We start from the raw sequence: 19,777 nt of genomic DNA, 5'->3' as shown, positions 1-19,777 counted from the left end.
GGCTGGTCCGATGCGCGCCCTCTACCCCGGCAGCTTCGATCCCCTCACCCTGGGCCACCTCGACCTGATCGAGAGGGCAGCACGCCTGTTTGACGGCGTGGTGGTGGCCGTGCTGCAGAACCCGAGCAAGCAGCCGGCCTTCAGCCTCGAGCAACGCCTGGAGCAGATCGGCACCGCCACGGCCCATCTCCCGGGGGTTGAAGTAGACAGTTTTGATGGCCTCACCGTGGATTTCGCCAGTCGTTGCCAGGCCCAAGTGATTCTGCGGGGCCTGCGGGCCCTGAGCGACTTTGAATTCGAGTTGCAGATCGCCCACACCAATAAAAGCCTGGCCCCCCAGGTGGAAACCCTGTTTCTTGCTACAGCTGTGCACCACAGCTTCCTGAGCAGTTCTGTGGTGAAGGAGGTGGCTCGCTTTGGCGGCGATGTGCGTCACATGGTGCCCCCCGGAGTGGCGGAAGACCTGTGCAGGCTTTTTAATCGGGCATCTGTTTAGAGCTGTACATGACCGAGCCCACCATCACCGTGCTGGATCAGCTCGATCAGCTGGAGGAGATCGTGCTGGAGGGAAGCCGCATTCCGTTCAGCGGCGGACGGCTGGTCAATGAGCAGGACGCCATTGAAGTGATGGATGCCCTGCGGGAATCGCTGCCGAGCCAGCTGCAACAGGCCGTAGGGCTGATCCGCCAGCGTGAGGAATTTATTAGCCAGGCGCGACAGCAATCCGACGAGATCATTGCTGTTGGCAAAAGAGAGCGGGAGCAGCTGATCAACTCTGCCGCCATTCGTCAGGAGGCGGAGCGGCAGGTGGGTGAGCTGCGGGATCAGGCCCGCCAGCAATGCGAGCAGCTGATGTTGCAAGCCCGCCAGCAGGTTGCCCAGGCTGAGCAGGAGCACCAGGCCCGCACGGCCCAGATGGAGCAGCAATTTGCGCTCCGCCGTCAGCAGCTCGAACAGGAAACGGCCGAGCGCAACCGCCAGCTGCTCGAACAGCACGATCGCAATCGTCAACAGGCGATGGCTGAACTTGAGCAGATCCGCCAAGAGGGAGTGAGGGTGCAGCGCGATAGCCAGGCAGAAGCGGAGCGGGTGCACAACGACGCCCTGCAGTTCCGCCAGCAGACCCAGCAGCAATGCGACGCCCTGGTGAGCCGCAGCCGCCAGGAGTCGTCCGCCATTCAAGAGGGTGCCAACCGCTACGCCGAGCAGGTGCTGGGCGAACTCGAGGGCAGGTTGAAGGAGATGAGCCAGGTGGTACTGGGGGGCCGCCGCGAGCTGGTGAGACTCCAGGCGCCAGAAGCTGCCGCGCCAGCTGTTGAGGAGACGACGGGCCGCCGCCGCCGGGTAGCCAACACTCTCAAGCAGCTAGCGGGCTAGGGGGGGCACAGCTGGCTGTTTTGCGCTTGATGCAACACCTTGCCAATAGTGACGTTGGGTGAGCTGGCCCCATTGCTGATGGCGCTTACGTAGCGGGGCCCGGCCCCCGTCATCAGCACGCCACTGATTGAGCGCACACCGCTGATCGTGCCTGTCTTGCCAAAGAACTGGCCCTGCAGGGGGGTGCCCACATAAAGGTTGCGCAGGGTGCCCCGCTGCCCCGCAACCGCCATCGACGCCAGATAGGCGCGGCCGTAGGGGTGCTGATCCATGCGCATAAGCAGGGCAGCCAAGAAGCGGCTGGTGAGTCGGTTGGCGCGGTCGAGGCCACTGCCATCGGCAATGCGAACCCCCTGCATCGGCAGGCCCTGTTCGGTGAGCCACAGCATCTGAAGCTGGGTGGCTCGGGCCAGATCCCAGGTACCAGCGCCCTGGCGCAGCAGAACTTCGGCGGTGAAATTGTGGCTTTCGGTGTTAGCCAGGCTCAGCAGATTGTGCATCGGAGCCGATGACTCCTGGTGCAGCAGCACCGCATCAGCGGGCAGGGGGGCGCGGGACGACACCAGGGACAGCTGCACCTTGGCCCCCCGCTGAACCATGGTTTTCTGCAGCAGGGTCTGCAGTCGCGAAGGCGGATTCATCACCGCCTCGTTGATGGCATTGCTGGTGACCGCCAGCCGGGTGATCGGCGCGCCGTAGGCGTAGTAGCGGTCATCTGGGTGCCAACCTTGGGGCCACCAGGCCTGGCGAGGCTCCTCGGCGATCTGCAACCGCACCAGCGAAGGCGTCTCACCACTGCTGCCACCCGATCCCATCGCCAACATGGCGAATCGCTGCAGTTGGGGCAGGGCCAGGTCGGGGTCGCCCTCTCCGGTGAGGCGGAAGCTGCCATCACCCAGCCGCCAGAGCTGGGTATTAAGGCGATAGTCGGGGCCCAATCGGTCTAGGGCGTAGGCCGTGCTCACCAGCTTCTGATTGGAAGCAGGGATGCGGGGCCGGGTGCCGTTGAGGTCAGCCAGCAGACGGCCCTGGGCATCGGCAATGGTGATGCTCCACACAGAAGCCTCGCCTGCCACGGTGGCAAGCAGCCGCTGCTGCAGGGCCGGACAGCTCAGTTGGGCCTGTAGCTGGGGCAGGCCAACCGGTGGGGGCAGGGGCGGCAAGGACGCCAGGGGCACCTGCTGGGCCAAGGCGGCGACTGGCGCACCCGCTAAAACGAGCCCAAGGGCATGCACACCAGAAAGGCGCAGCAGAAGCTGACGCTTAGCAGGGGTTTTGAGAGGGGCCATCTCAGCCACCTCCAACCTTGAGGCCGCTAACCGTGCCGCCCACGCGGAATTGCTCCCCCTCTATTTCCACTGGAGCACCAATCTTGATGGTTTGGTTGCCAAAAACCACACCACCAGCACTCTTGCGGCCCTGGCCCTGGAGCACAAAACGAGCATCGAGGCTACCCAGGATTGCCTGGTTGGGGTCCACAGCCGTCACCACCGATCCGTTGGGTTGGACCGCCACCAGGCGCCGCTGCAGGGGCAATACCTGCTTGATTGCCACCGAGCCATGGGGCTGGTTTCGGATCACGATTGCAACCTTGCCCTCCTCCTGGGCGGCCTGAATCAAGGCCCTGGGATCAGCCACCGGCACGCCACGCACATCCACCAGCACGGTGACTGGGGTGAGGCCACCGGTGGCCTGAGCCACCGCTCCGCTCAGCTTGGGGCTCCAGATCACCCCTGCGGCAGCCAGGAGCACCGCAACTCCGGCGCCGATGTCAACAAGGCTCCAGGAGCGTCCTTTTGCTGCAGGGCTCTGGTCGCTCTCGGAAGCCATCGGCAAGGTCTGCGTTTGGCGAAGTGTACGGAGGCTGGCCGGTTAGATCCAGTGCAAGTGGGTCCGCAGGGGGCTAGTTGCGCAGGCCTTCGATGAAAGCGTCCATGACTTTGAGGTTGGCGCCGAGCCCCAGGCCGGCTTCACCCGCCATGGCTAACGCCCGTTGCTCCATGTCTGGCTTCTGGTCGAAACTGCAAACAAAGCGATAGCCATCGGCATCGCAGCGATACAGCTCCCACATCCCCGGACAGGCCCGACGCAGGGCCCCATCTCCTGTTGGAATTAGGGCATAGGCGCTCTGCCAGCCGGACAGAAAACCCTTGCGGCGCTCCCGAGCCACGCTGCCGATACCGATGGCCGCATCCTCGAGGTTGCCGTTTAACAGCAAAACAACTCCGCGGTGCAGGGCGCATACCTGCTCCACCTCCTCGTAGTCGGCGGGGGAAGGTGCCACCAGCAGCAGCACGCCCTCGCTGCCGCCATCAGCCTGCTGAAGGCGCATCTGATCGCGCAGGCTGGCAATTCGGGTTGCGAATTCAGGGGCATCGCGTTGGGCAAGGGCAGTGGCGCCGGCATCGGCACAAAGCAGCCTCAGGCTGGGTGCGGCGGAACTAAGACCAGCCTGCAATCGCAAGGCCAAGGGGAGCAATCGCAGGCCCTCGAAACGGAGCTCGACACTCCAAAGCCCCTTGGCTCCTGCTGCCAAGGCGCTCTGAATCGCCGCCAGTGCTTCAGCTTCGGCGCTGCGCAGATCGGGGGGGAGCATTAGGCCGTCAACGGATGCTCCGACGCTACCGAGGCCGCAAGCGCCATCTGCAACGCCTGGACCAGGGCCTCAAGATCGGCGGCGCAATGCCAGGGCCCGAGGCTGATGCGCAGGCCACTTGCGGCGTCGGCCTCGCCATAGCCCAGGGCCCGGAGCACGGTGCTGGCAGCCGATCCAGAGCTGCTGCAGGCCGAACCGCTGCTCAGGGCGAAGCCCTGGCGGGAGAGCTCACGCACCAAGTTCCGGCCGGAATGCGGCAGGCCAGCCTCGCTAGCCACCAGCAGGCTGAGGTGGTGAGGCAGGCGGGAGTCGCCCGGGGGCGGACCGCTCAACCGCAGCCCGGGAAGGCTCAAAAGCCGATGCAGCAGGGAGTCGCGCAGGGGTGCCAGCGAAGGCGTGGCACAGCTGAGCTCCAGGGCCTTGGCGAAGCCGCTCAACAGCACCACAGGTTCGGTGCCGCCACGCCTACCGCCCTCTTGGCCGCCACCACCAAGCTGGCCCTGGAGGGCGAGGCCACGACGCACCAGCAGCAAACCAACCCCCCTGGGGCCCTGCAGCTTGTGGGCCGCCCCACTCAAAAAATCAATGGGCAGCTGGCGAAAATTGATCGGCAGGTGGCCCAGAACCTGCACCGCATCAACGTGCAGCAGCACCCCCGCCCGCCGGCAGCGGGCCCCGATCGCCTCAAGCGGCTGGAGGCTGCCAACCTCGTTTTGGCCCCAGATCACCGAGACCAGACGGGTAGGAGGCACCAGCAAGCCATCGAGGGCGTCGAGATCAAGCAATCCCTGCCTATCGACCGGCACCGCTTGGACGCTCCAGCCGCGCTGCTGCAGTTGGGCAGCTGCCGCCAGCGTGGCGGGATGCTCGACCGCCGATATCACCAGCCGGCCGGGTGTGAGGCCAGCAGCAGCGCCGAGCAGGGCCAGATGAATGGCCTCGGTACCACCGGAGGTCACCACCAGTTCATCTGGCTCGCAGCCCAGCCCAGCGGCCAGGCTCAGGCGCGAGCGTTCGAGCTGCTCTGCTGCCGCAAGGCCAGGGGCGTGGAGGCTTGAGGGGTTAGCCCAGGCCGTGGCCTGGGCAAGGGCCATGGCCTCCAGCACCTCAGTGGCGGTGGGAGTGGTAGCGCTGGTGTCGAAGTAGCCAGCCAGTGCTGGCAGCTGACTGGCCGAAGAGCCCACCTAGCCTCCCTGGGCTTGATCCAGCTCAAAGCGGGAGCGAATCCGCGATTCAAGGGAATTGGTGGCCAAGGCCACCAGGTCGTCGAGGGAGCTGCTGTTGAGCAGGGCATCAACCCTGGCCCTGGCTTCGGCTGAAGGGCAGGCTTCAGGTCGGATGCAGCCATTGATGCAGACACTGGCGCAGTCGACTGCAGGCGAGGCGTCTGGAGAAGCGTCTGGTTGCTGTTGCACCGGGGCGGCGGCCTCGAGTTCAAAGGGCTCATCGCCCCATAGCTCGGGGGTCACGACGCCATCAAAAACAGCCACCGCGGGGCCCGCCATAAACACATGACCACTGGCTTCATCCCAATCAATTTCCAGGGGCCCGCCTGGGAGATCGAGGCGCGCGCAGCGTTCAGCCAGCCCCAGCAGATGGGCCACCACGAGGGTGGCGCAAGCACCGGTGCCGCAGGCCAACGTGGGGCCCGCTCCGCGCTCCCACACCCGCATCACCAGGTGAGTGCGACTGATTACTTGCACGAAATGAACGTTGGTGCGGGCGGGAAATGCGGGGTGAACCTCGAATGCCGCGCCGTAACGCTCCAAATCCACAGCCTCAACGTCGTCAACGGGGATCACAACGTGGGGATTGCCCATACCGGCCGCCCCGACGGCAAACGAGGTGCCAGCTACTTCCAAGTTGCCCTGGGCCAGCCCGTTATCGCCACAAGGCAAGGTGGTCGGAATGGATTCAGGATCGAGAAACGGGGCTCCCATGTCGACACTGATGCTGCCGTCCTGACGCAGCTCGGGAACAATGCGCCCCGCCAAGGTTTCGATCTGCCATTGACGCCCGGGAACATCGTCATCGCTATCGGCCAGAAAGCGGGCCAGGCAGCGCATGCCATTGCCACACATCTCCGGTTCCGTGCCATCGGCATTGAAGATCCGCATGCGCAACTCCCCGCCCTGGCGGGGCGGCAGGGCCAGGATCACACCGTCAGCGCCAACCCCGAAGCGGCGGTCGCAGAGGCGCTGAATACGGTCCGGGGTGAGGCCATAGCTGGCATCGGTGCTGGAGGCTCCCCTGCCATCAAGCATGAGGAAATCATTTCCCAGGCCTTGATATTTGCTGAACTGGAGCACGATGGGGGCGAGCGCAGCCACAGCTAGATCTTATGCAGAGCTTTCTCGAGAAGCAGGGCACCGCTCTCGATACCTCGCAACCCAGCATTCGGCACTTACAGGATCTGATTCGCCATAAAACCCCGGTGGCAGTCCAGGTGCCGGGTGTGGGGGAGCTTGAGGGAATCCTCCATTGGCAGGACATCGACTACTTGGCACTCAAGCAAGACGAAAATCGTCCCCTCACCCTGATCAATCGTGCGGCCGCGGCGACGATCCGTGCGCTCGGCTGAGCAGGAGTCATCCAACTGGGCTGTGGCACGATCAAAGCCCTGATCCAGCCTGGCTGCCGTGAGCGACGCCCCCCGCTACCAACCCCAGGCCCTCGAATCGCGCTGGCAGCAGCACTGGGAGAGCGCGGCTCAGCACCGCACGCCAGCGAAACTGGATGGGTCCTGCGGCGACAGCTATTACGCCCTGTCGATGTTCCCCTATCCATCGGGGAACCTGCACATGGGTCACGTGCGCAATTACGTGATCACCGATGTGATCGCCAGGGTGCAACGTTTACGGGGCAAGCAGGTGCTGCATCCGATGGGTTGGGATGCCTTTGGTTTACCAGCCGAAAATGCGGCCATCGAGCGGGGAATTGAACCCGGCATCTGGACCGATCAAAACATCGCCTCGATGCGGGAGCAGCTGAAGCGGCTTGGCCTCTCCATCGACTGGGATCGAGAGCTGGCTACCTGCCATAGCGACTACTACCGCTGGACCCAGTGGTTATTTCTGCAGTTTCTTGATGCAGGGCTCGCTTACCAGAAAGACGCAAGCGTCAACTGGGATCCCATCGACCAAACGGTGCTTGCCAACGAACAGGTGGACGGCGAGGGCCGCTCCTGGCGATCCGGAGCCCTGGTGGAGAAACGCAAGCTGCGCCAGTGGTTTCTCAAGATCACCGCCTACGCCGACCAACTGCTGGACGATCTGCCCAAGCTCGAGGGTTGGCCGGAGCGGGTGCGCACCATGCAGGCCAACTGGATTGGCCGCAGTACGGGCGCCGAGCTGCACTTTGAGGTTGTGGATTCATCTGGCGCTGGCACCGGTGAACAGATCACCGTGTTCACAACACGCCCAGACACCATCTTTGGCGTCAGCTACCTGGTGTTGGCCCCAGAGCACCCCCGGGTAGCTGGGCTGACCACCGCCGAGCAGGCGATCCACGTGCAGGCCTTCTGTGATCTGGTGAGCCGCCAAAGCGAGCTTGAGCGCACGGCCGACGACAAACCCAAACGGGGTGTGCCGATCGGTGCCCGGGTACGCAACCCAGCCAATGGCGCCCTTATCCCCCTCTGGATCGCCGATTACGTCCTCGCCGACTACGGCACCGGCGCAGTGATGGGGGTCCCTGCCCACGACCAGCGTGACTTTGTATTCGCGCGGCAGTACGAATTGCCGGTGCAGCAGGTGGTCATTCCCCAGGACAGCGACGAGCACGCCTTCGAAGGTGGTGCCTGGACAGAAGCCGGGGTTTTGATTCACTCCGGTTGCTTCGATGGTTTACCAAGCGCTGAAGCCAAAAGGGCGATCACCGAGGCAGCTGCGGGTCAGGGATGGGGCAATGCCAAGGTGCAGTTCCGTCTGCGCGACTGGCTGATCTCGCGCCAGCGCTACTGGGGCTGTCCGATCCCGGTGATCCACTGCGAAAGCTGCGGTGTGGTGCCCGTACCGGCCGAACAGCTGCCGGTGGAGCTGCCGGTGGGGGCAAACCTTGAGGGCAAGGGCGGATCGCCCCTAGCCCAATTAGAGAGCTGGGTGAACGTGGACTGCCCTTGCTGCGGCAAGGCGGCGAAGCGTGAGACCGACACCATGGACACCTTCATGTGCTCCAGCTGGTATTTCCTGCGCTACAGCGATCCCCACAACACAGACCTTCCGTTTACACGCGAGGCCGTGGACCGCTGGTTGCCGGTTGATCAATACGTGGGCGGGATCGAGCACGCGATCCTCCACCTTCTCTATGCCCGCTTCTTCACCAAGGTGCTGCGAGACCGGGGCCTGCTGGGCTTCGATGAACCCTTCATCCACCTACTTACCCAGGGGATGGTTCAGGGCATTACCTACAAGAACCCCCACTCCGGCAAATACATCGCGCCGGGCGATGTTGTCGATCCAAGCGACCCCCGTGATCCAATCAGTGGCGAAGTCCTAGAGACTTTCTACGAAAAAATGTCGAAGTCGAAGTACAACGGCGTCGACCCTGCCCAGGTAATTGATAAGTACGGCGCTGATACGGCCCGGATGTTCATCCTGTTCAAGGCTCCACCGGAAAAAGATCTGGAATGGGATGACGCCGATGTGGAAGGCCAGTTTCGCTTTTTACAGCGCCTGTGGCGGCTGGTGGATGGGGCCTGCGCCCGGGACCTGCAACTGTCAGGTGTAGGGAGGGCGGTTGAGCAAACTGCGGCCCAGTTTGCCAACACAACCTTGACGGCTTCTGAGCTGGAGCTGCGCCGGGCAGTGCACACGGCCATAGCCGAGATCAGTGAGGACCTCGATGGTGAATATCAGTTCAATACAGCCATTTCGGAGTTAATGAAGCTCAGCAATGTGATGGCTGAACATCTCGAGGCCGCCACTGCGCCCGTAGCTAAAGAGGCATTGCAGACCTTGCTGGTGCTCCTGGCTCCGTTTGCCCCCCACCTGGCGGAGGAGCTTTGGCTGCGTTTGGGCGCCAATCCAGACAACAACTGCAGCATTCACGCCCAGAGCTGGCCGCAGCCAGACCCTGCAGCCCTAGTGCGCGAAACTATTGATTTGGTTATTCAGGTCAAGGGCAAGATGCGAGGCAGCTTGGCGGTGCCGGCCAACGCTGATAAAGCAACCCTTGAACAGCTGGCGCTCAATAGCGAAATCGCACAAAAATGGCTGGAGGGCAAGCCCCCCAGCCGGGTAATCGTGGTACCTGGAAAGCTGGTGAATCTGGTGCCCTAGAACCACTCAGCCACCGCTTCTTCAGCGGTGTTGACATTGGCGTCCGGGGTAGTGCGGACGAATTCAAGAGTGATATTGCGACGTTGTTCGCCGTCAGCTGCTACGGCAGTAATCGGGTACAACTGCTTGCCATCACGGAAGGGAACCTGAAGCCTGAAGGTGCCATCTTCGCCGAGGGGCACTACTTCCTCACCAATCCGCAGGGTTGCCGCCGGATCAGTAGCTCCATAAACAATCAATTCGGCATCGGCTACTAGCCAGAAGGCTCGCTGACGAGTAGCCACACCACCAGCACCCGACTCGTTGCGGCCGCTGGCCCAAACACCGGCGCCGGAAGCATTCAGACCCTGATTGTGGTCGGAATTGGCATCCACCTCGTGGAAAGCCTCAGAACCGCGGCCTACCGCCCGCCAAGTAGTGGTGGCAGCCTGATAGACGCGCTCGTGAATACCAGGAGCTGCAGTCGGCATAACAGCTGAACCAGCTGCAGCAGTAGCAGGGGCCCCTAGGGAGAAGGGCACAAACTGATCAAGGATCTGCTCACTGGGATGGAGGCCAGGTACCCGAGCCACCGAGGAGAAGGCCAATGAACGCCAACCGCCACCAGCGAGCCGGTAGCCAAGTTCAACCCGATAGTCCCGGTCGCTGAGGGGAACAGGCAGGTACCACTCGGTGGCATGGCTATTAACCACTACTTCCTGCATGGTGTGCTGGTGGGCAGCACCAGCACCAAGACCGGTCACATCCACAACTCGAAGTACCAGCTGGCTGGCACTGTCGGCCATCGCCTGGCGACGGTCGGAGTCGGAGAGCTCCCAAAACACGTAGGCCCACTGGGGATCCCTGGGCAGAAATACAACTGCCGTTTGGGAGGCGGGCCGGGGAGCAGAGCCCATCTCGGCTTCCATGCTGCGCAGACCCTCATCCTCTGGCACCTCATCACCAGGCTGGCTAGCTGGGGGCTGGGAGTCTGACCTGCCCTGAATAGCCCGCAACAGCTGATCCTTCAGCATCCGGCTATAGCGGCCGATGCCGAGGTTGCTGGCCATCTGGCGCAGTTGACGCAAGGTCAGGTCGTTGGCGTCGTAATCACCCGACATCGGAAAACCTGACGTAGTCATAACTGCTGCTTTCCGAAGAGACTCAGTCGATTTTCAGGGATTCCGGCCCTGTTTTCGGAGCCTTGTCAGCAGATCGCCACGTCCGGGGAGCAAGCGGCCCCACCAGGTATTGCCTCAAGAGCCGATTCCAGGCGCTCCCCAGCGGGCAGCTAGGGCTACGGAAGACCTAGCTCTGTCAGCGGGAGCAAATCAAGCGATCCGCCAAGAGGGGTCGAGGCCATGGCCCTTGGCGACTTGTGTCAATGGATGGCCGTGCCCCTCCCCAGGAGCGTGGTCCGTTCTTAAACAAGGTGAACTCCGTGGACCTATCGATGCGTTGGCTGGGCCTAGTGCTGTGCCTTCTGTGGCTGGGCTGGCGGCTCCAGGCCCTGTGGCAGTGGACTCAGCGGCAATGGCACCTAGATCCGCTCAGCAGTGAATTCCAGCAGGAACTACGCCGCCGCGGCTTGGTGGGGGTTTTGCCCTGAAAACTAAGCGCTAGCTACAAGGCGCTGCCTAAGTAATTGAATGTGGTCGTCAATGAGAGTGCGAGCCTCTTCGAGGCTGGCTACTGAACCCATGGACATGCCACTGCAGTGCTGAATGAGGTAGGCCTCTGCAGCTGGACAGCGTGTGATCAAACGCACGCTGCAGCCGCGGTGTCGCCACTCCGCTATAGCAGAAGAATCAGGCATGGCACGCTCTGCGACCAATGCAATCAACCAAAGCTGGCCAGGGATGGCAAGTGGAAGTGTTGGTGCGACAACCAGCCTCAGGCTTTCTGGCTGAGCCGCCAAAGCTCGTTAACGGTTTTTCCTGATTCCACAGCCCGCAGACGCTTGACCAGCTCGAACATCTCGGTGCTTGCCAACTCGCCATTTTCTTGCCACTTCAGGCTGCGGGGCTCGAATAATTCCTGGCGAGGCGCTCTGTCCTCTGAACGATTCATAACCACTACAAGCTGATTGCAAGACCCTATGGAATTGATCAGGGGATCGAGACCGGTTCTGATCTTTATCAATGGAAGATTGTGTGAAGGAACACCCGCCCAGAGGCCGGCCGCAGGCCTAAATAGGCCAACCCCGCTCGAGCTCCGTGGCCCTGGTACACCGCGAAACCCCATATCCACATTGGGAGTTCGCCAGCGACTCCGGGGATCTGCTGCGGGTGGTGCCTGAACGGGGAGGTCTGGTGACCGGCTGGCGCTGCAACGGCAAGGAGCTGATCTACCTCGATCTTGAACGCTTCCTCGACCCCGCCCAATCAGTGCGGGGCGGTATTCCCATCCTCTTCCCGATCTGCGGCGGCCTGCCGGACAACACCTTGCCCCTGCCCCAGGGGAACTTTCCCCTAGGTCAGCACGGCTTCGCCCGGCAGCTGCCATGGCAGTTGAGCGCTCTCGAGGATGGCCAAGGGATCGCCCTTGAACTCAACGACAGCGAGACAACTTTGACGAGCTATCCCTTCAGCTTTCTGCTGAGGCTTGAGCTGCGCCTGGTGCCAGGGGCCCTCGAGATCGACACCACTGTGCAGAACCGCAGCCAGGAGCCGATGCCATTCAGCTTCGGCCTCCACCCCTACTTCAACCTCAGCAACCTCAAATCTCCCCGCTTTGAGGGGCTACCGGAGCGCTGCCTAAACCATCTATCGATGGCCGACGCCGACACGGCAGAACAAATGGCGCGATTGGACGACGGAATTGACCTGTTGGTCCGTCCCAGTGGTGACGTGCGCTTGCTGGATCCGGAAGCCGGCCTGGCCCTTGATCTGCAGCTCAGCGCCCCGTTCAACCTGGTGGTGCTCTGGACCGAACCACCCCGTGCGATGGTCTGCCTGGAGCCCTGGACAGGACCTCGCCAGGCTCTGATCAGTGGCGATGGCAAGCTTGAAATTGGTCCCAGCGAAACCTGCCGGTTGCAGACCCGTTACGCCGTTAGCGCCTGCTAAGCCCCATCAAGTTTGGCGGCCAAAACTGCGTCAGCTCTGGTTAGGCCATCCACCTTGTGGGTGTAAACCTCAGCGCTTGCGTGACCCCAGCCAAGGCTGAATTCGGCATGGTGACCCTCCGCTTCGCAGATCGCTCCAGCCCGGTTGAGCCAATCGAGAGCCTGCTGAAAATCAGCGAAGCTCCAGGCCTTTTGCAAGTGGTGTCCATCCAAAACAACCCAACCGGGCAACTGGGGCAACAATTCGGCCAGTTCAGCGGCATCAAGGAGGGGCGCCCCATCGCGGCAGGGAAGACAGCTTTCTTGGTTGAGGGCCATGGGAAGGGCTGCTGGGAAGGTCTGTTGGGAATAGCTAAATCATGGCCCTAGTGAAGCCCGGTTGGCGGTCCAAGACTTCCTAGAATTGGGATTATCGGCGAAGTTCATGCCGTATCCCGACTACCCGATTCCGGCGGATGAATCCCAGCGCCAAAGGGATTTAGAGCGCCTGGGGGTACTAAACCATCCAGGCGATCAGCACTTCGAGCGACTGGTGCGGCTCGCATCAACTGTGCTGGAAACCCCGATTGCGCTCATCTCCCTGGTGGATGGCGACCGCCAATGGTTCCTTGCCCACCACGGCATAGACAGCACCGAAACGCCGCGGAAGATGGCCTTTTGCGCCCACGCCATTGCCGGTGATGAAACCCTGGTGGTGCCCGATGCCCACCAAGACCCACGTTTCTGCACCAATCACCTGGTGACTCAGGACCCAAAGGTGCGCTTCTACGCAGGTACACCGCTGCAGAGTCGAGACGGTCACAACCTGGGCACCCTGTGCGTGATCGACCGGTTGCCGCGCCACTTCAGCTCCAGCCAGGTGCGACTGCTCGAGGATCTAGCCCAGCTGGTGCTGCGTGAGCTCGAACTGCGTCGACTCACCACGGTGCATCCAGTGAGCGCATTAGCAGACCGAGCAAACTTCCTGGAGCAAGCTGAGCCTGAGCTGCTGCGGGCCCGCCAGGCAGGCGAAAACCTGGCCGTGCTGGCCCTGCAGCTCGACCACTTCGACCAGATCAAGAACCGCTGGGGTCTGCAGGCGTCGGATCGGGCGCTTGTAGACGTTGCCGCCCTACTGCGCTCCCAGCTATGCGAGCAGGACCTGGTGGGCCAAACCGGCGACCAGGAATTCGCCCTATTGATGGTGAATGTTGACCTTGCTACAGCCATGGAAAGGGCTGATGCCATTCGCACTGGCATCAGCGAGCTGCGGGGCGTCTTTTCGACCAGCGGCCACCAGCTAACGGCCAGTGGCGGCCTGACCCTGCTTGCTCCAGCCGATCGCCAGGCCCTTGATGCGCTGCTTCGGGCCGAACGGGCCCTATTCCTGGCGCAGGGCAATGGCCGAAACCAGATCGCCGAAATACTGGCTGACCCCCTAGAAGCAGAAAGCGTCCTAGGCTGAATTTATCCACGCCCTTCAGCGGCCAATTCTGAGCCCTGAAATCACCACCTCAGACTTGTTTCAAGCCTGGGTAAATGATGGGTCCTGGCTTATTTGGCATTTTTAAAACAGGTCAATGACCTGACCGTTTCGATTTCACCGCATCAAGTTGCGGTGAAATCGGCTGCAGTCGTCTACTGCGAGGGAAACTTCGCAGGGCTCGATGGCAAAACCGCCCACGGCCTAGTGCGCTTCTGTGAGGCCTTTGAAATCAGGGCCATTATTGATAGCCAATCAGCTGGAATTGATGCAGGCCTGCTACTAGACGGCATCAGCAACGGCATACCCATCGTGGCTGATCTAGATGAGGCCCTTGCCTTGCCAGGGCCTCGCGCCAGCACCTTCATCTATGGCATGGCGCCTGCAGATGGCCTCTATGGCAAAGACGATCGCCGGGCTCTGCTGCTGGCCATGGCAGCTGGCCTGAACCTGGTCAGCGGCATGCGCGAATTCCTTAATGACGACAGTGAATTTGCCCAAGCGGCCAAACGTCATCAAGTGTCAATCAGGGATGTGCGTCGTCCAGCCGCTCTGAAGGATCTGCGCCTGTTCAATGGCTCGATTGCCAAGGCACGCTGCATTCGAATCGCCGTGCTCGGCACCGATGGCGCCATCGGTAAGCGCACCACGGCCACGCTTCTGGTTCAAGCCCTAGACGCCAGCGGTATCCGCGCCGTTTTGGTGAGCACGGGGCAAACCGGCTTAATTCAAGGGGGGCGCTATGGAATCCCTCTTGATGCCATTCCATCGCAGTTTTGCTCAGGGGAGGTGGAGGCCGCAGTGGTGGAGGCCTACTGCACGGAAAAACCTGCGGTGATCGTGATTGAAGGCCAAGGGGCCCTCAGCCATCCCGCCTACCTCTCTTCCAGCTTCATCCTGCGGGGCAGCCAGCCCCAGGCGGTGGTGCTGCAGCACGCGCCGGCACGGCGGCAGCTGAGCGATTTTCCGTTTATGCCGATGCCCACGCCTGCAAGCGAAATTCGCCTGATCGAATCGTTCGCGCCAACGCGGGTAATCGGCCTAACCCTGAACCACGAGGGCATGAATGACGCCGAGGTGAGTGCTGCAATCGCCCTCTATGCGGCCGAGCTCGCCATTCCTGTCACCGATGCGGTGAGCCGACCTGCCTCTGCCCTTGTAGCCATGGTGCTGCGGGCTTTTCCCGAGTTGTGTACATCAACTGACGGCCAGCTTTGAGTGCACCGCGGCTGGAGATTCATCTCGAGCACCTGCAGCACAACGCCACCACCATGGTGAAGCGGCTTGCCCGCCAAGGAATCAAGGTGACCGGGGTGAGCAAGGCAACCCTGGGCCTGCCGGAAATTGTGCGCACCTGGGTGGCGGCAGGGGTGCACTCCATCGGTGAATCGCGAATCGAATCAATCGAATCGCTTAGCCGCTGCGAGCTTGGTGTGCCCCTACTGCTGATTCGCTCGCCGATGCTCAGCCAGGTGGATCGGGTGGTGGCCCATGCGGCGATTAGCTGCAACAGCGAGGCGGTGGTGCTCAAGGCCTTGGCAGCGGCGGCGCATTGCCAGGGGGTGCGCCATGGGGTGCTGCTGATGGTGGAGTTAGGGGATCTGCGCGAGGGAATTCTCGCGGCAGACCTTGAGGCGATGGTGTTACTTACCCTTGCCCTGCCAAACCTGCTGCTGGTGGGCATCGGCACCAATCTGGGCTGTCAAAACGGCGTTGCCCCAGATGAAGCGAATATGGGCGAACTATCGCGTCTGATCGAAGCCCTGGAAAGGCGTTTTGGCATCAAGCTCGAGTGGTGCTCGGGAGGTAATTCGGCCAATCTTCCCTGGCTGACTGGTGGCGGCGATCCGGGCCGCATCAACCACCTGCGCCTCGGCGAGGCCCTGCTGCTGGGGCGAGAGCCCCTCAGCCGCACAGCCATACCAGGGCTGTACACAGATGCCATCACCCTGGTGGCAGAGGTGATCGAGTCCAAGCGCAAGCCAAGCCGTGCCTGGGGAACGCGTCACTACACCAGTTTTGCCAAAGGGCCAGTTGCTCCCCAAAAGCAACCAGACCAACCCATGGCCATGCGGGCGCTACTTGCCCTGGGAGAACAGGATGCCGATCCGGCCGGTCTTAGTGCCCCTGGGATCAACATCGAGGGCGCATCCAGCGACCACTTGGTGGTGAGCGGAGCTGCAGAGGCGTTGGCGCCGGGCGATGAACAGCGCTTCCAGGTGAGCTACAGCAGCCTGCTGCGGGCGATGACATCTCCATTTGTGAGCCGTTGTTTCATCGGCGGACCTGCCTAGGGTTCGCAATTGGTATTGGCCCCTTCATGCAGTCGCCCCTTCGCTCAGCTGGCAGTCCCGATGGTCCTGGAGCAACCCTCAGCCTGATTGCGGCCGTGTTGGTGGGCATCGCGATTCTGCTCAGCCAAACCGTGTTCATAGTGCCGGCCGGCAACGTGGCCGTTGTCACAACCCTGGGCAAGGTCACCGGTATCCCCCGCAGCCCCGGCGCCAACATCAAGGCCCCCCTCGTGCAGAACACTTCGCTGTTTGACGTGCGCACCCAGGTGCGACCGGAGCAGTTTTCGACTCTCACCAAGGACCTCCAGGTGATCCAGGCCACCGCCACAGTGAAATACGCCATGAAGCCCGCAGAAGCGGGGCGGATATACGAGACGATCGCCACCGATGACCAGCAGATCTATCCCCGCGTAATCCAACCATCCCTACTGAAGGCACTCAAATCAGTCTTCTCCCAGTATGAGTTGGTGACTATTGCCACCGAATGGAACTCCATTTCGGAGCTGGTGCAGGAGAAGGTGGCCGAGGAACTGCGCAAATTTGATTATGTGAGCGTGCAGGGACTCGATCTCACCGGCCTGCAAATCGCCGAGGAATACCGCGCCGCGATCGAACAGAAACAGATTGCCGAGCAGCAGCTCCTGCGCGCCCAGACCGAGGTATTGATCGCCGAGCAGGAAGCCAAGCGCTACGAAACGCTCAACTCAAGCCTCGATGATCAGGTGCTCTACAAGCTCTTCCTCGACAAGTGGGATGGCCAGACCTCCGTGGTGCCGGCCCTGCCAGGTACTGCTGGGGGGAGCGGCAACTCGGTGATCGTCAACGGTCGGCGCTGATGGCCTCAGTTGCCCATGGTTACGCGTGAATTGTTGAGGTTTTAGCCCTCCAGCCCACACCATGTGGGCTGAGTGACCCTCTCCCTCAAGGACTCATACAACCCCATGTAGTCGAGAAAGACCTTCATACGTCCGGCCTGGGGGTCGGGCTCATTCAGGTTCTGGGTGCTCATGGTGGTGTGTGCATCGAGCGAATCGATCACGGCATTGGTCCTTGGTATTGATGAAAGCCTCCCCATTGGGTGCTGAACGCGGGCTATGTCCTGCGCATGGACAGCATCGGAGCCTGCACCATCTCGATGGCAAAGCCGGCACCGACCACCGCGAACTGGGGCATGGCGGTCACTGGTGGCTGCGTCATGGTGGCTTATCGGTGCGCCCTGCTCAGCTCGCCCCTGACACCACCGGCGCCAGCACCACCGGCTGCGCTGGCAATAGCTGCTCTGGAATCTCAGAACACGTCAAGCCGTCACGCTGCGATGACTAATCGCTCCGCCCCCCCCCATGTGGGGGATGACATTGGATTCACCTAGCAGCAACCTCCAAAGTTATGTCCCGCAATCCCACCAACGACTTCATCCAGTTCATAGCTGGCGGTTCTCTCTTCGGCGGCGGCATCTTCCTGCTTGCCAATCAGGTGATGGCCAGCTCGGCCCTCCCCTATCGCGGTGGAGGCTGGGGGCGCTATGGCGGGGGGGCTCCATGTTCCCCATCGGCACCCCTGGCATGGGGCTGCTCATGATTCCGCTAGGCATTGGCGTCTGCCTACTGTTCAGCGGCGCCTATAAGCGCTGGGCCAACCTCCTCGTTTGGGGATCTATGGCCACATTAGGAGTCGGGGTGCTCAACAGCATTCGACTCACCTTCATGCCCACCACCCTCTGGGCACTTGCCACCTACATCGTGATGATCGCGGCGGGTGGCGGCCTGATGTTCCGGAGCCTCGGTGGCTATGACGACAAGCCTGGTAACGGGGGGGGCTGAATGGTGGATCCCATAGCCATCCGTGCCCAGTGGGCCAACCCGCTGGGTCAACCTGGTGATCTTGGGCTCACTGGCGGGACTCACCGTGGGGGTGCTCAACAGCATCCGCCTTACCTTCCTGCCCATCACGATCATTGTGATGGGCTGATGTTCGTCAGTCGTCGGGATGACGATGACGACAACAAGCCTGGCAACGGGTCTGACTAATGGCGCTAGGGGGCAGCAGGCGACTCCATAGCTAGCCCCTCCCCCCATTAGCCACGCCCGCAGCGGCTTGTGGCGGTCCTGTGCGCTGCACGGACAAAGTGGGGCGAATGAACCCAGAACAGCTTCAGAGCCTTGCCGTGCTTGCCCTGGCGATCGTGCCAGGGCTCTGCTGTGGTGGGTCTGGATCCGGATGCTGGATTGATTGCTGCCTTGCTGCCACCCCACCCGGCTAACCACTCCACTCTGAGCAAAGCCACCAGCCGCTTGTGGCGCTCCTTAACGTCGAGTAGCTCAGCCGGCACTGCCGATAACCTTCCCGTCGGGTGCTGCGTTCGGACTATCTCCAGAGCGTGGGCAGCGACCAGCGCATAAACCATCTCGATACCAAAGCCATCACCGTCACTGAAGAACACGGAGAACTGGGGCATGGCAGTGAGGGCTAGCAACGTGATGCTGGCTGACTGCGGTGAGCTGGAGTCTTATGCAGAAATTGCATACGACTTACGCGAATAGTGACGCACAACTGGCTCATGCTTTAATAGATGAGCTAAAGAATTCCGATTAAAATGATAATAGGAAGTTTCAGCGTACAGACAGGAACCAGTGGGAATGATACGAACTTTTCCATCACTCCAGGAATAGCATATTTTGCCGATAGCGGCGACGACACGCTCTTCATAAGAGGCAGCGGGGAGCTGTTCCTCGATGGAGCGACATGGTGGATCCCCTCAATTGCAAGCGGAGGGACGGGAAATGATAAGTACAATATAGAGTACGGGACAAGTACGTTTATTGCGGATGCCTCGGGCAGCAGCTTCGACCGCCTAAGGATATTCGACTACGCAAGCAACATTGATACTTTCTTTTCCGTAGACGGTCGACATATATTTATGTCAACGACATGGGGGACGAATGTCCTTCTAATTGATGCCCTGAATGCATATGGCGCCATAGAAACAATTGAGTTTCAAGACATCACGCTTTCGGGGTCACCCCAGTCGGCAGGCTCACTTTTGTTGACCTATCAAACGATGCCTGGCCAAAGCATCGAGTCACTGATTTCAAATGGATATTTTAATCCAAGGGCAATGGGCATCAATGATGCAAGCGAAGTAAGGGCTATTATCAAGTCACTCTATGATTATACCTTTACATCTAATAAAACTGTTGGCGCAGTTCAATTCGGCAGTACCGTAATTGGCTATGCCCTTCAAAATGGCGTCGCATCTCCTCTATCAATTACCAATGCAGGCGCTGTTGCAGGTCCGGTTGGTGGGTGGAGTGCCTTTGCAGCAGCCTCAACAGTCACTGGCTATGACCTCTATTGGAAAAATACCAATGGCAGCTATGCCAAGTGGTTCCTCAATTCCTCTGCTGCACAGACCAGCAGTGCCGTCATCAGCACTGCAGCGTTCCTACAAGATGAAACCAACCTGAATGTTGACCTTGATGGCGATGGGACCACTGGTCTGAGCTTCACACCAACCAAGACCGTTGGCGCTGTTCAATTCGGTTCCACGCAGCTCGGTTACGCCATCAAAAACGGTGCAGCCTCTCCCTTCCAGGTCTCCTTCTCTGGTCAGTTCGCATCCTCCGCCAACCCCGGGGCCGGCTGGTCAGCACTCGCCGCCGCTGCAACAGGCAATGGCTATGAGCTCTTCTGGAAAAACTCAGTCACAGGCCAATACGTCCGTTG

22 protein-coding genes are annotated in these 19,777 nt (G+C 61.2%); 14 read left to right on the top strand and 8 right to left on the bottom strand.

Features of this window, described 5'->3' with window-relative positions:
• Positions 1–10 precede the first annotated feature (10 nt).
• A complete protein-coding gene (coaD, locus tag KBY83_RS00110) occupies positions 11–496 on the top strand; it encodes a pantetheine-phosphate adenylyltransferase (RefSeq protein ID WP_255017738.1) in 486 nt (161 codons plus the stop codon).
• An 8-nt stretch (positions 497–504) separates the two neighbouring features.
• Entirely contained in the window at positions 505–1,377 is an 873-nt protein-coding gene (locus tag KBY83_RS00105) for a hypothetical protein (RefSeq protein ID WP_255017737.1), read from the top strand.
• Here the strand turns inward: KBY83_RS00105 and dacB are convergent.
• The 5 genes from dacB to dapF form a co-directional block, all read right to left on the bottom strand.
• Positions 1,374–2,666, bottom strand: a complete 1,293-nt coding sequence (gene dacB / locus KBY83_RS00100; RefSeq protein ID WP_255017736.1) for a D-alanyl-D-alanine carboxypeptidase/D-alanyl-D-alanine-endopeptidase — start codon at positions 2,664–2,666, stop codon at positions 1,374–1,376. The two genes, KBY83_RS00105 and dacB, sit on opposite strands and share 4 nt — an antisense overlap.
• A gap of 1 nt (position 2,667) precedes the next feature.
• Positions 2,668–3,207, bottom strand: a complete 540-nt coding sequence (locus tag KBY83_RS00095; RefSeq protein WP_255017735.1) for a DUF4330 domain-containing protein — start codon at positions 3,205–3,207, stop codon at positions 2,668–2,670.
• A gap of 73 nt (positions 3,208–3,280) precedes the next feature.
• Positions 3,281–3,973 (bottom strand): DUF1995 family protein, encoded by a 693-nt coding sequence (locus KBY83_RS00090; RefSeq protein WP_255017734.1) that lies wholly within the window; start codon positions 3,971–3,973, stop codon positions 3,281–3,283.
• On the bottom strand, positions 3,973–5,157 hold the full coding sequence (locus tag KBY83_RS00085; protein ID WP_255017733.1) for an aminotransferase class V-fold PLP-dependent enzyme: 1,185 nt from the start codon (positions 5,155–5,157) through the stop codon (positions 3,973–3,975). The genes KBY83_RS00090 and KBY83_RS00085 overlap by 1 nt, the downstream gene beginning before the upstream one ends.
• Complete coding sequence (gene dapF / locus KBY83_RS00080; RefSeq protein WP_255017892.1) at positions 5,158–6,282, bottom strand: diaminopimelate epimerase; 1,125 nt, start codon at positions 6,280–6,282, stop codon at positions 5,158–5,160. It abuts the gene before it with no gap.
• A 32-nt stretch (positions 6,283–6,314) separates the two neighbouring features.
• On the opposite strand from dapF, the gene KBY83_RS00075 reads away from it, so the two are divergent.
• Together KBY83_RS00075 and leuS are read left to right on the top strand one after the other, a co-directional pair.
• Positions 6,315–6,554: an Hfq-related RNA-binding protein gene (locus tag KBY83_RS00075; protein ID WP_255017732.1), complete on the top strand. Its 240-nt coding sequence runs from the start codon at positions 6,315–6,317 to the stop codon at positions 6,552–6,554.
• A gap of 58 nt (positions 6,555–6,612) precedes the next feature.
• Positions 6,613–9,252 (top strand): leucine--tRNA ligase, encoded by a 2,640-nt coding sequence (leuS, locus tag KBY83_RS00070; protein ID WP_396093087.1) that lies wholly within the window; start codon positions 6,613–6,615, stop codon positions 9,250–9,252.
• On the opposite strand, the gene KBY83_RS00065 is transcribed toward leuS, so the two are convergent.
• Entirely contained in the window at positions 9,249–10,352 is a 1,104-nt protein-coding gene (locus KBY83_RS00065; protein WP_255017731.1) for a DUF4912 domain-containing protein, read from the bottom strand. The two genes, leuS and KBY83_RS00065, sit on opposite strands and share 4 nt — an antisense overlap.
• Before the next feature lie 263 nt (positions 10,353–10,615).
• On the opposite strand from KBY83_RS00065, the gene KBY83_RS00060 reads away from it, so the two are divergent.
• A complete protein-coding gene (locus KBY83_RS00060; protein ID WP_106501763.1) occupies positions 10,616–10,840 on the top strand; it encodes a hypothetical protein in 225 nt (74 codons plus the stop codon).
• A 607-nt stretch (positions 10,841–11,447) separates the two neighbouring features.
• Positions 11,448–12,299 carry a galactose mutarotase gene (locus tag KBY83_RS00055; RefSeq protein ID WP_254931920.1) on the top strand — a complete coding sequence of 284 codons (852 nt, stop codon included), beginning with the start codon at positions 11,448–11,450 and terminating at the stop codon, positions 12,297–12,299.
• Here KBY83_RS00055 and KBY83_RS00050 read toward each other — a convergent pair.
• A complete protein-coding gene (locus tag KBY83_RS00050) occupies positions 12,296–12,616 on the bottom strand; it encodes a 4a-hydroxytetrahydrobiopterin dehydratase (protein WP_255017730.1) in 321 nt (106 codons plus the stop codon). The two genes, KBY83_RS00055 and KBY83_RS00050, sit on opposite strands and share 4 nt — an antisense overlap.
• A gap of 106 nt (positions 12,617–12,722) precedes the next feature.
• On the opposite strand from KBY83_RS00050, the gene KBY83_RS00045 reads away from it, so the two are divergent.
• The 7 genes from KBY83_RS00045 to KBY83_RS00015 all read left to right on the top strand — a co-directional run bounded on the left by KBY83_RS00045 (position 12,723) and on the right by KBY83_RS00015 (position 18,022).
• Positions 12,723–13,742, top strand: a complete 1,020-nt coding sequence (locus KBY83_RS00045; protein ID WP_255017729.1) for a GGDEF domain-containing protein — start codon at positions 12,723–12,725, stop codon at positions 13,740–13,742.
• 153 nt (positions 13,743–13,895) lie between these two features.
• A complete protein-coding gene (locus KBY83_RS00040) occupies positions 13,896–14,978 on the top strand; it encodes a DUF1611 domain-containing protein (protein ID WP_255017728.1) in 1,083 nt (360 codons plus the stop codon).
• A complete protein-coding gene (locus tag KBY83_RS00035) occupies positions 14,975–16,054 on the top strand; it encodes an alanine/ornithine racemase family PLP-dependent enzyme (RefSeq protein WP_255017727.1) in 1,080 nt (359 codons plus the stop codon). Before KBY83_RS00040 ends, KBY83_RS00035 begins: the two co-directional genes overlap by 4 nt.
• Positions 16,055–16,080: 26 nt before the next feature.
• Entirely contained in the window at positions 16,081–16,890 is an 810-nt protein-coding gene (locus tag KBY83_RS00030; protein ID WP_255017726.1) for a prohibitin family protein, read from the top strand.
• Between the two features lie 550 nt (positions 16,891–17,440).
• Complete coding sequence (locus KBY83_RS00025; RefSeq protein ID WP_255017725.1) at positions 17,441–17,632, top strand: hypothetical protein; 192 nt, start codon at positions 17,441–17,443, stop codon at positions 17,630–17,632.
• On the top strand, positions 17,617–17,874 hold the full coding sequence (locus KBY83_RS00020; protein ID WP_255017724.1) for a hypothetical protein: 258 nt from the start codon (positions 17,617–17,619) through the stop codon (positions 17,872–17,874). The genes KBY83_RS00025 and KBY83_RS00020 overlap by 16 nt, the downstream gene beginning before the upstream one ends.
• A gap of 22 nt (positions 17,875–17,896) precedes the next feature.
• Positions 17,897–18,022 carry a hypothetical protein gene (locus KBY83_RS00015; protein ID WP_255017723.1) on the top strand — a complete coding sequence of 42 codons (126 nt, stop codon included), beginning with the start codon at positions 17,897–17,899 and terminating at the stop codon, positions 18,020–18,022.
• A 106-nt stretch (positions 18,023–18,128) separates the two neighbouring features.
• Here KBY83_RS00015 and KBY83_RS00010 read toward each other — a convergent pair whose 3' ends face one another.
• Positions 18,129–18,509 carry a hypothetical protein gene (locus tag KBY83_RS00010; RefSeq protein WP_255017722.1) on the bottom strand — a complete coding sequence of 127 codons (381 nt, stop codon included), beginning with the start codon at positions 18,507–18,509 and terminating at the stop codon, positions 18,129–18,131.
• A gap of 138 nt (positions 18,510–18,647) precedes the next feature.
• On the opposite strand from KBY83_RS00010, the gene KBY83_RS00005 reads away from it, so the two are divergent.
• The coding region (locus KBY83_RS00005; RefSeq protein ID WP_255017721.1) for a hypothetical protein at positions 18,648–19,777 on the top strand (1,130 nt) is incomplete at its 3' end.

It is taken from the genome of Cyanobium sp. WKJ7-Wakatipu (assembly GCF_024345355.1).
Classification (GTDB): Bacteria; Cyanobacteriota; Cyanobacteriia; order PCC-6307; family Cyanobiaceae; genus Cyanobium_A; species Cyanobium_A usitatum.
This window is presented reverse-complemented; position numbering and strand designations above follow the sequence as displayed.

Coding starts and splice junctions, on each gene's coding strand:
- coaD (WP_255017738.1), top strand. CDS start 11: ATGCGCGCCCTCTACCCCGGCAGCTTCGATCCCCTCACCCTGGGCCAC.
- KBY83_RS00105 (WP_255017737.1), top strand. CDS start 505: ATGACCGAGCCCACCATCACCGTGCTGGATCAGCTCGATCAGCTGGAG.
- dacB (WP_255017736.1), bottom strand. CDS start 2,666: ATGGCCCCTCTCAAAACCCCTGCTAAGCGTCAGCTTCTGCTGCGCCTT.
- KBY83_RS00095 (WP_255017735.1), bottom strand. CDS start 3,207: ATGGCTTCCGAGAGCGACCAGAGCCCTGCAGCAAAAGGACGCTCCTGG.
- KBY83_RS00090 (WP_255017734.1), bottom strand. CDS start 3,973: ATGCTCCCCCCCGATCTGCGCAGCGCCGAAGCTGAAGCACTGGCGGCG.
- KBY83_RS00075 (WP_255017732.1), top strand. CDS start 6,315: ATGCAGAGCTTTCTCGAGAAGCAGGGCACCGCTCTCGATACCTCGCAA.
- KBY83_RS00065 (WP_255017731.1), bottom strand. CDS start 10,352: ATGTCGGGTGATTACGACGCCAACGACCTGACCTTGCGTCAACTGCGC.
- KBY83_RS00060 (WP_106501763.1), top strand. CDS start 10,616: ATGGATGGCCGTGCCCCTCCCCAGGAGCGTGGTCCGTTCTTAAACAAG.
- KBY83_RS00050 (WP_255017730.1), bottom strand. CDS start 12,616: ATGGCCCTCAACCAAGAAAGCTGTCTTCCCTGCCGCGATGGGGCGCCC.
- KBY83_RS00045 (WP_255017729.1), top strand. CDS start 12,723: ATGCCGTATCCCGACTACCCGATTCCGGCGGATGAATCCCAGCGCCAA.
- KBY83_RS00030 (WP_255017726.1), top strand. CDS start 16,081: ATGCAGTCGCCCCTTCGCTCAGCTGGCAGTCCCGATGGTCCTGGAGCA.
- KBY83_RS00025 (WP_255017725.1), top strand. CDS start 17,441: ATGTCCCGCAATCCCACCAACGACTTCATCCAGTTCATAGCTGGCGGT.
- KBY83_RS00020 (WP_255017724.1), top strand. CDS start 17,617: ATGGGGCTGCTCATGATTCCGCTAGGCATTGGCGTCTGCCTACTGTTC.
- KBY83_RS00010 (WP_255017722.1), bottom strand. CDS start 18,509: ATGCCCCAGTTCTCCGTGTTCTTCAGTGACGGTGATGGCTTTGGTATC.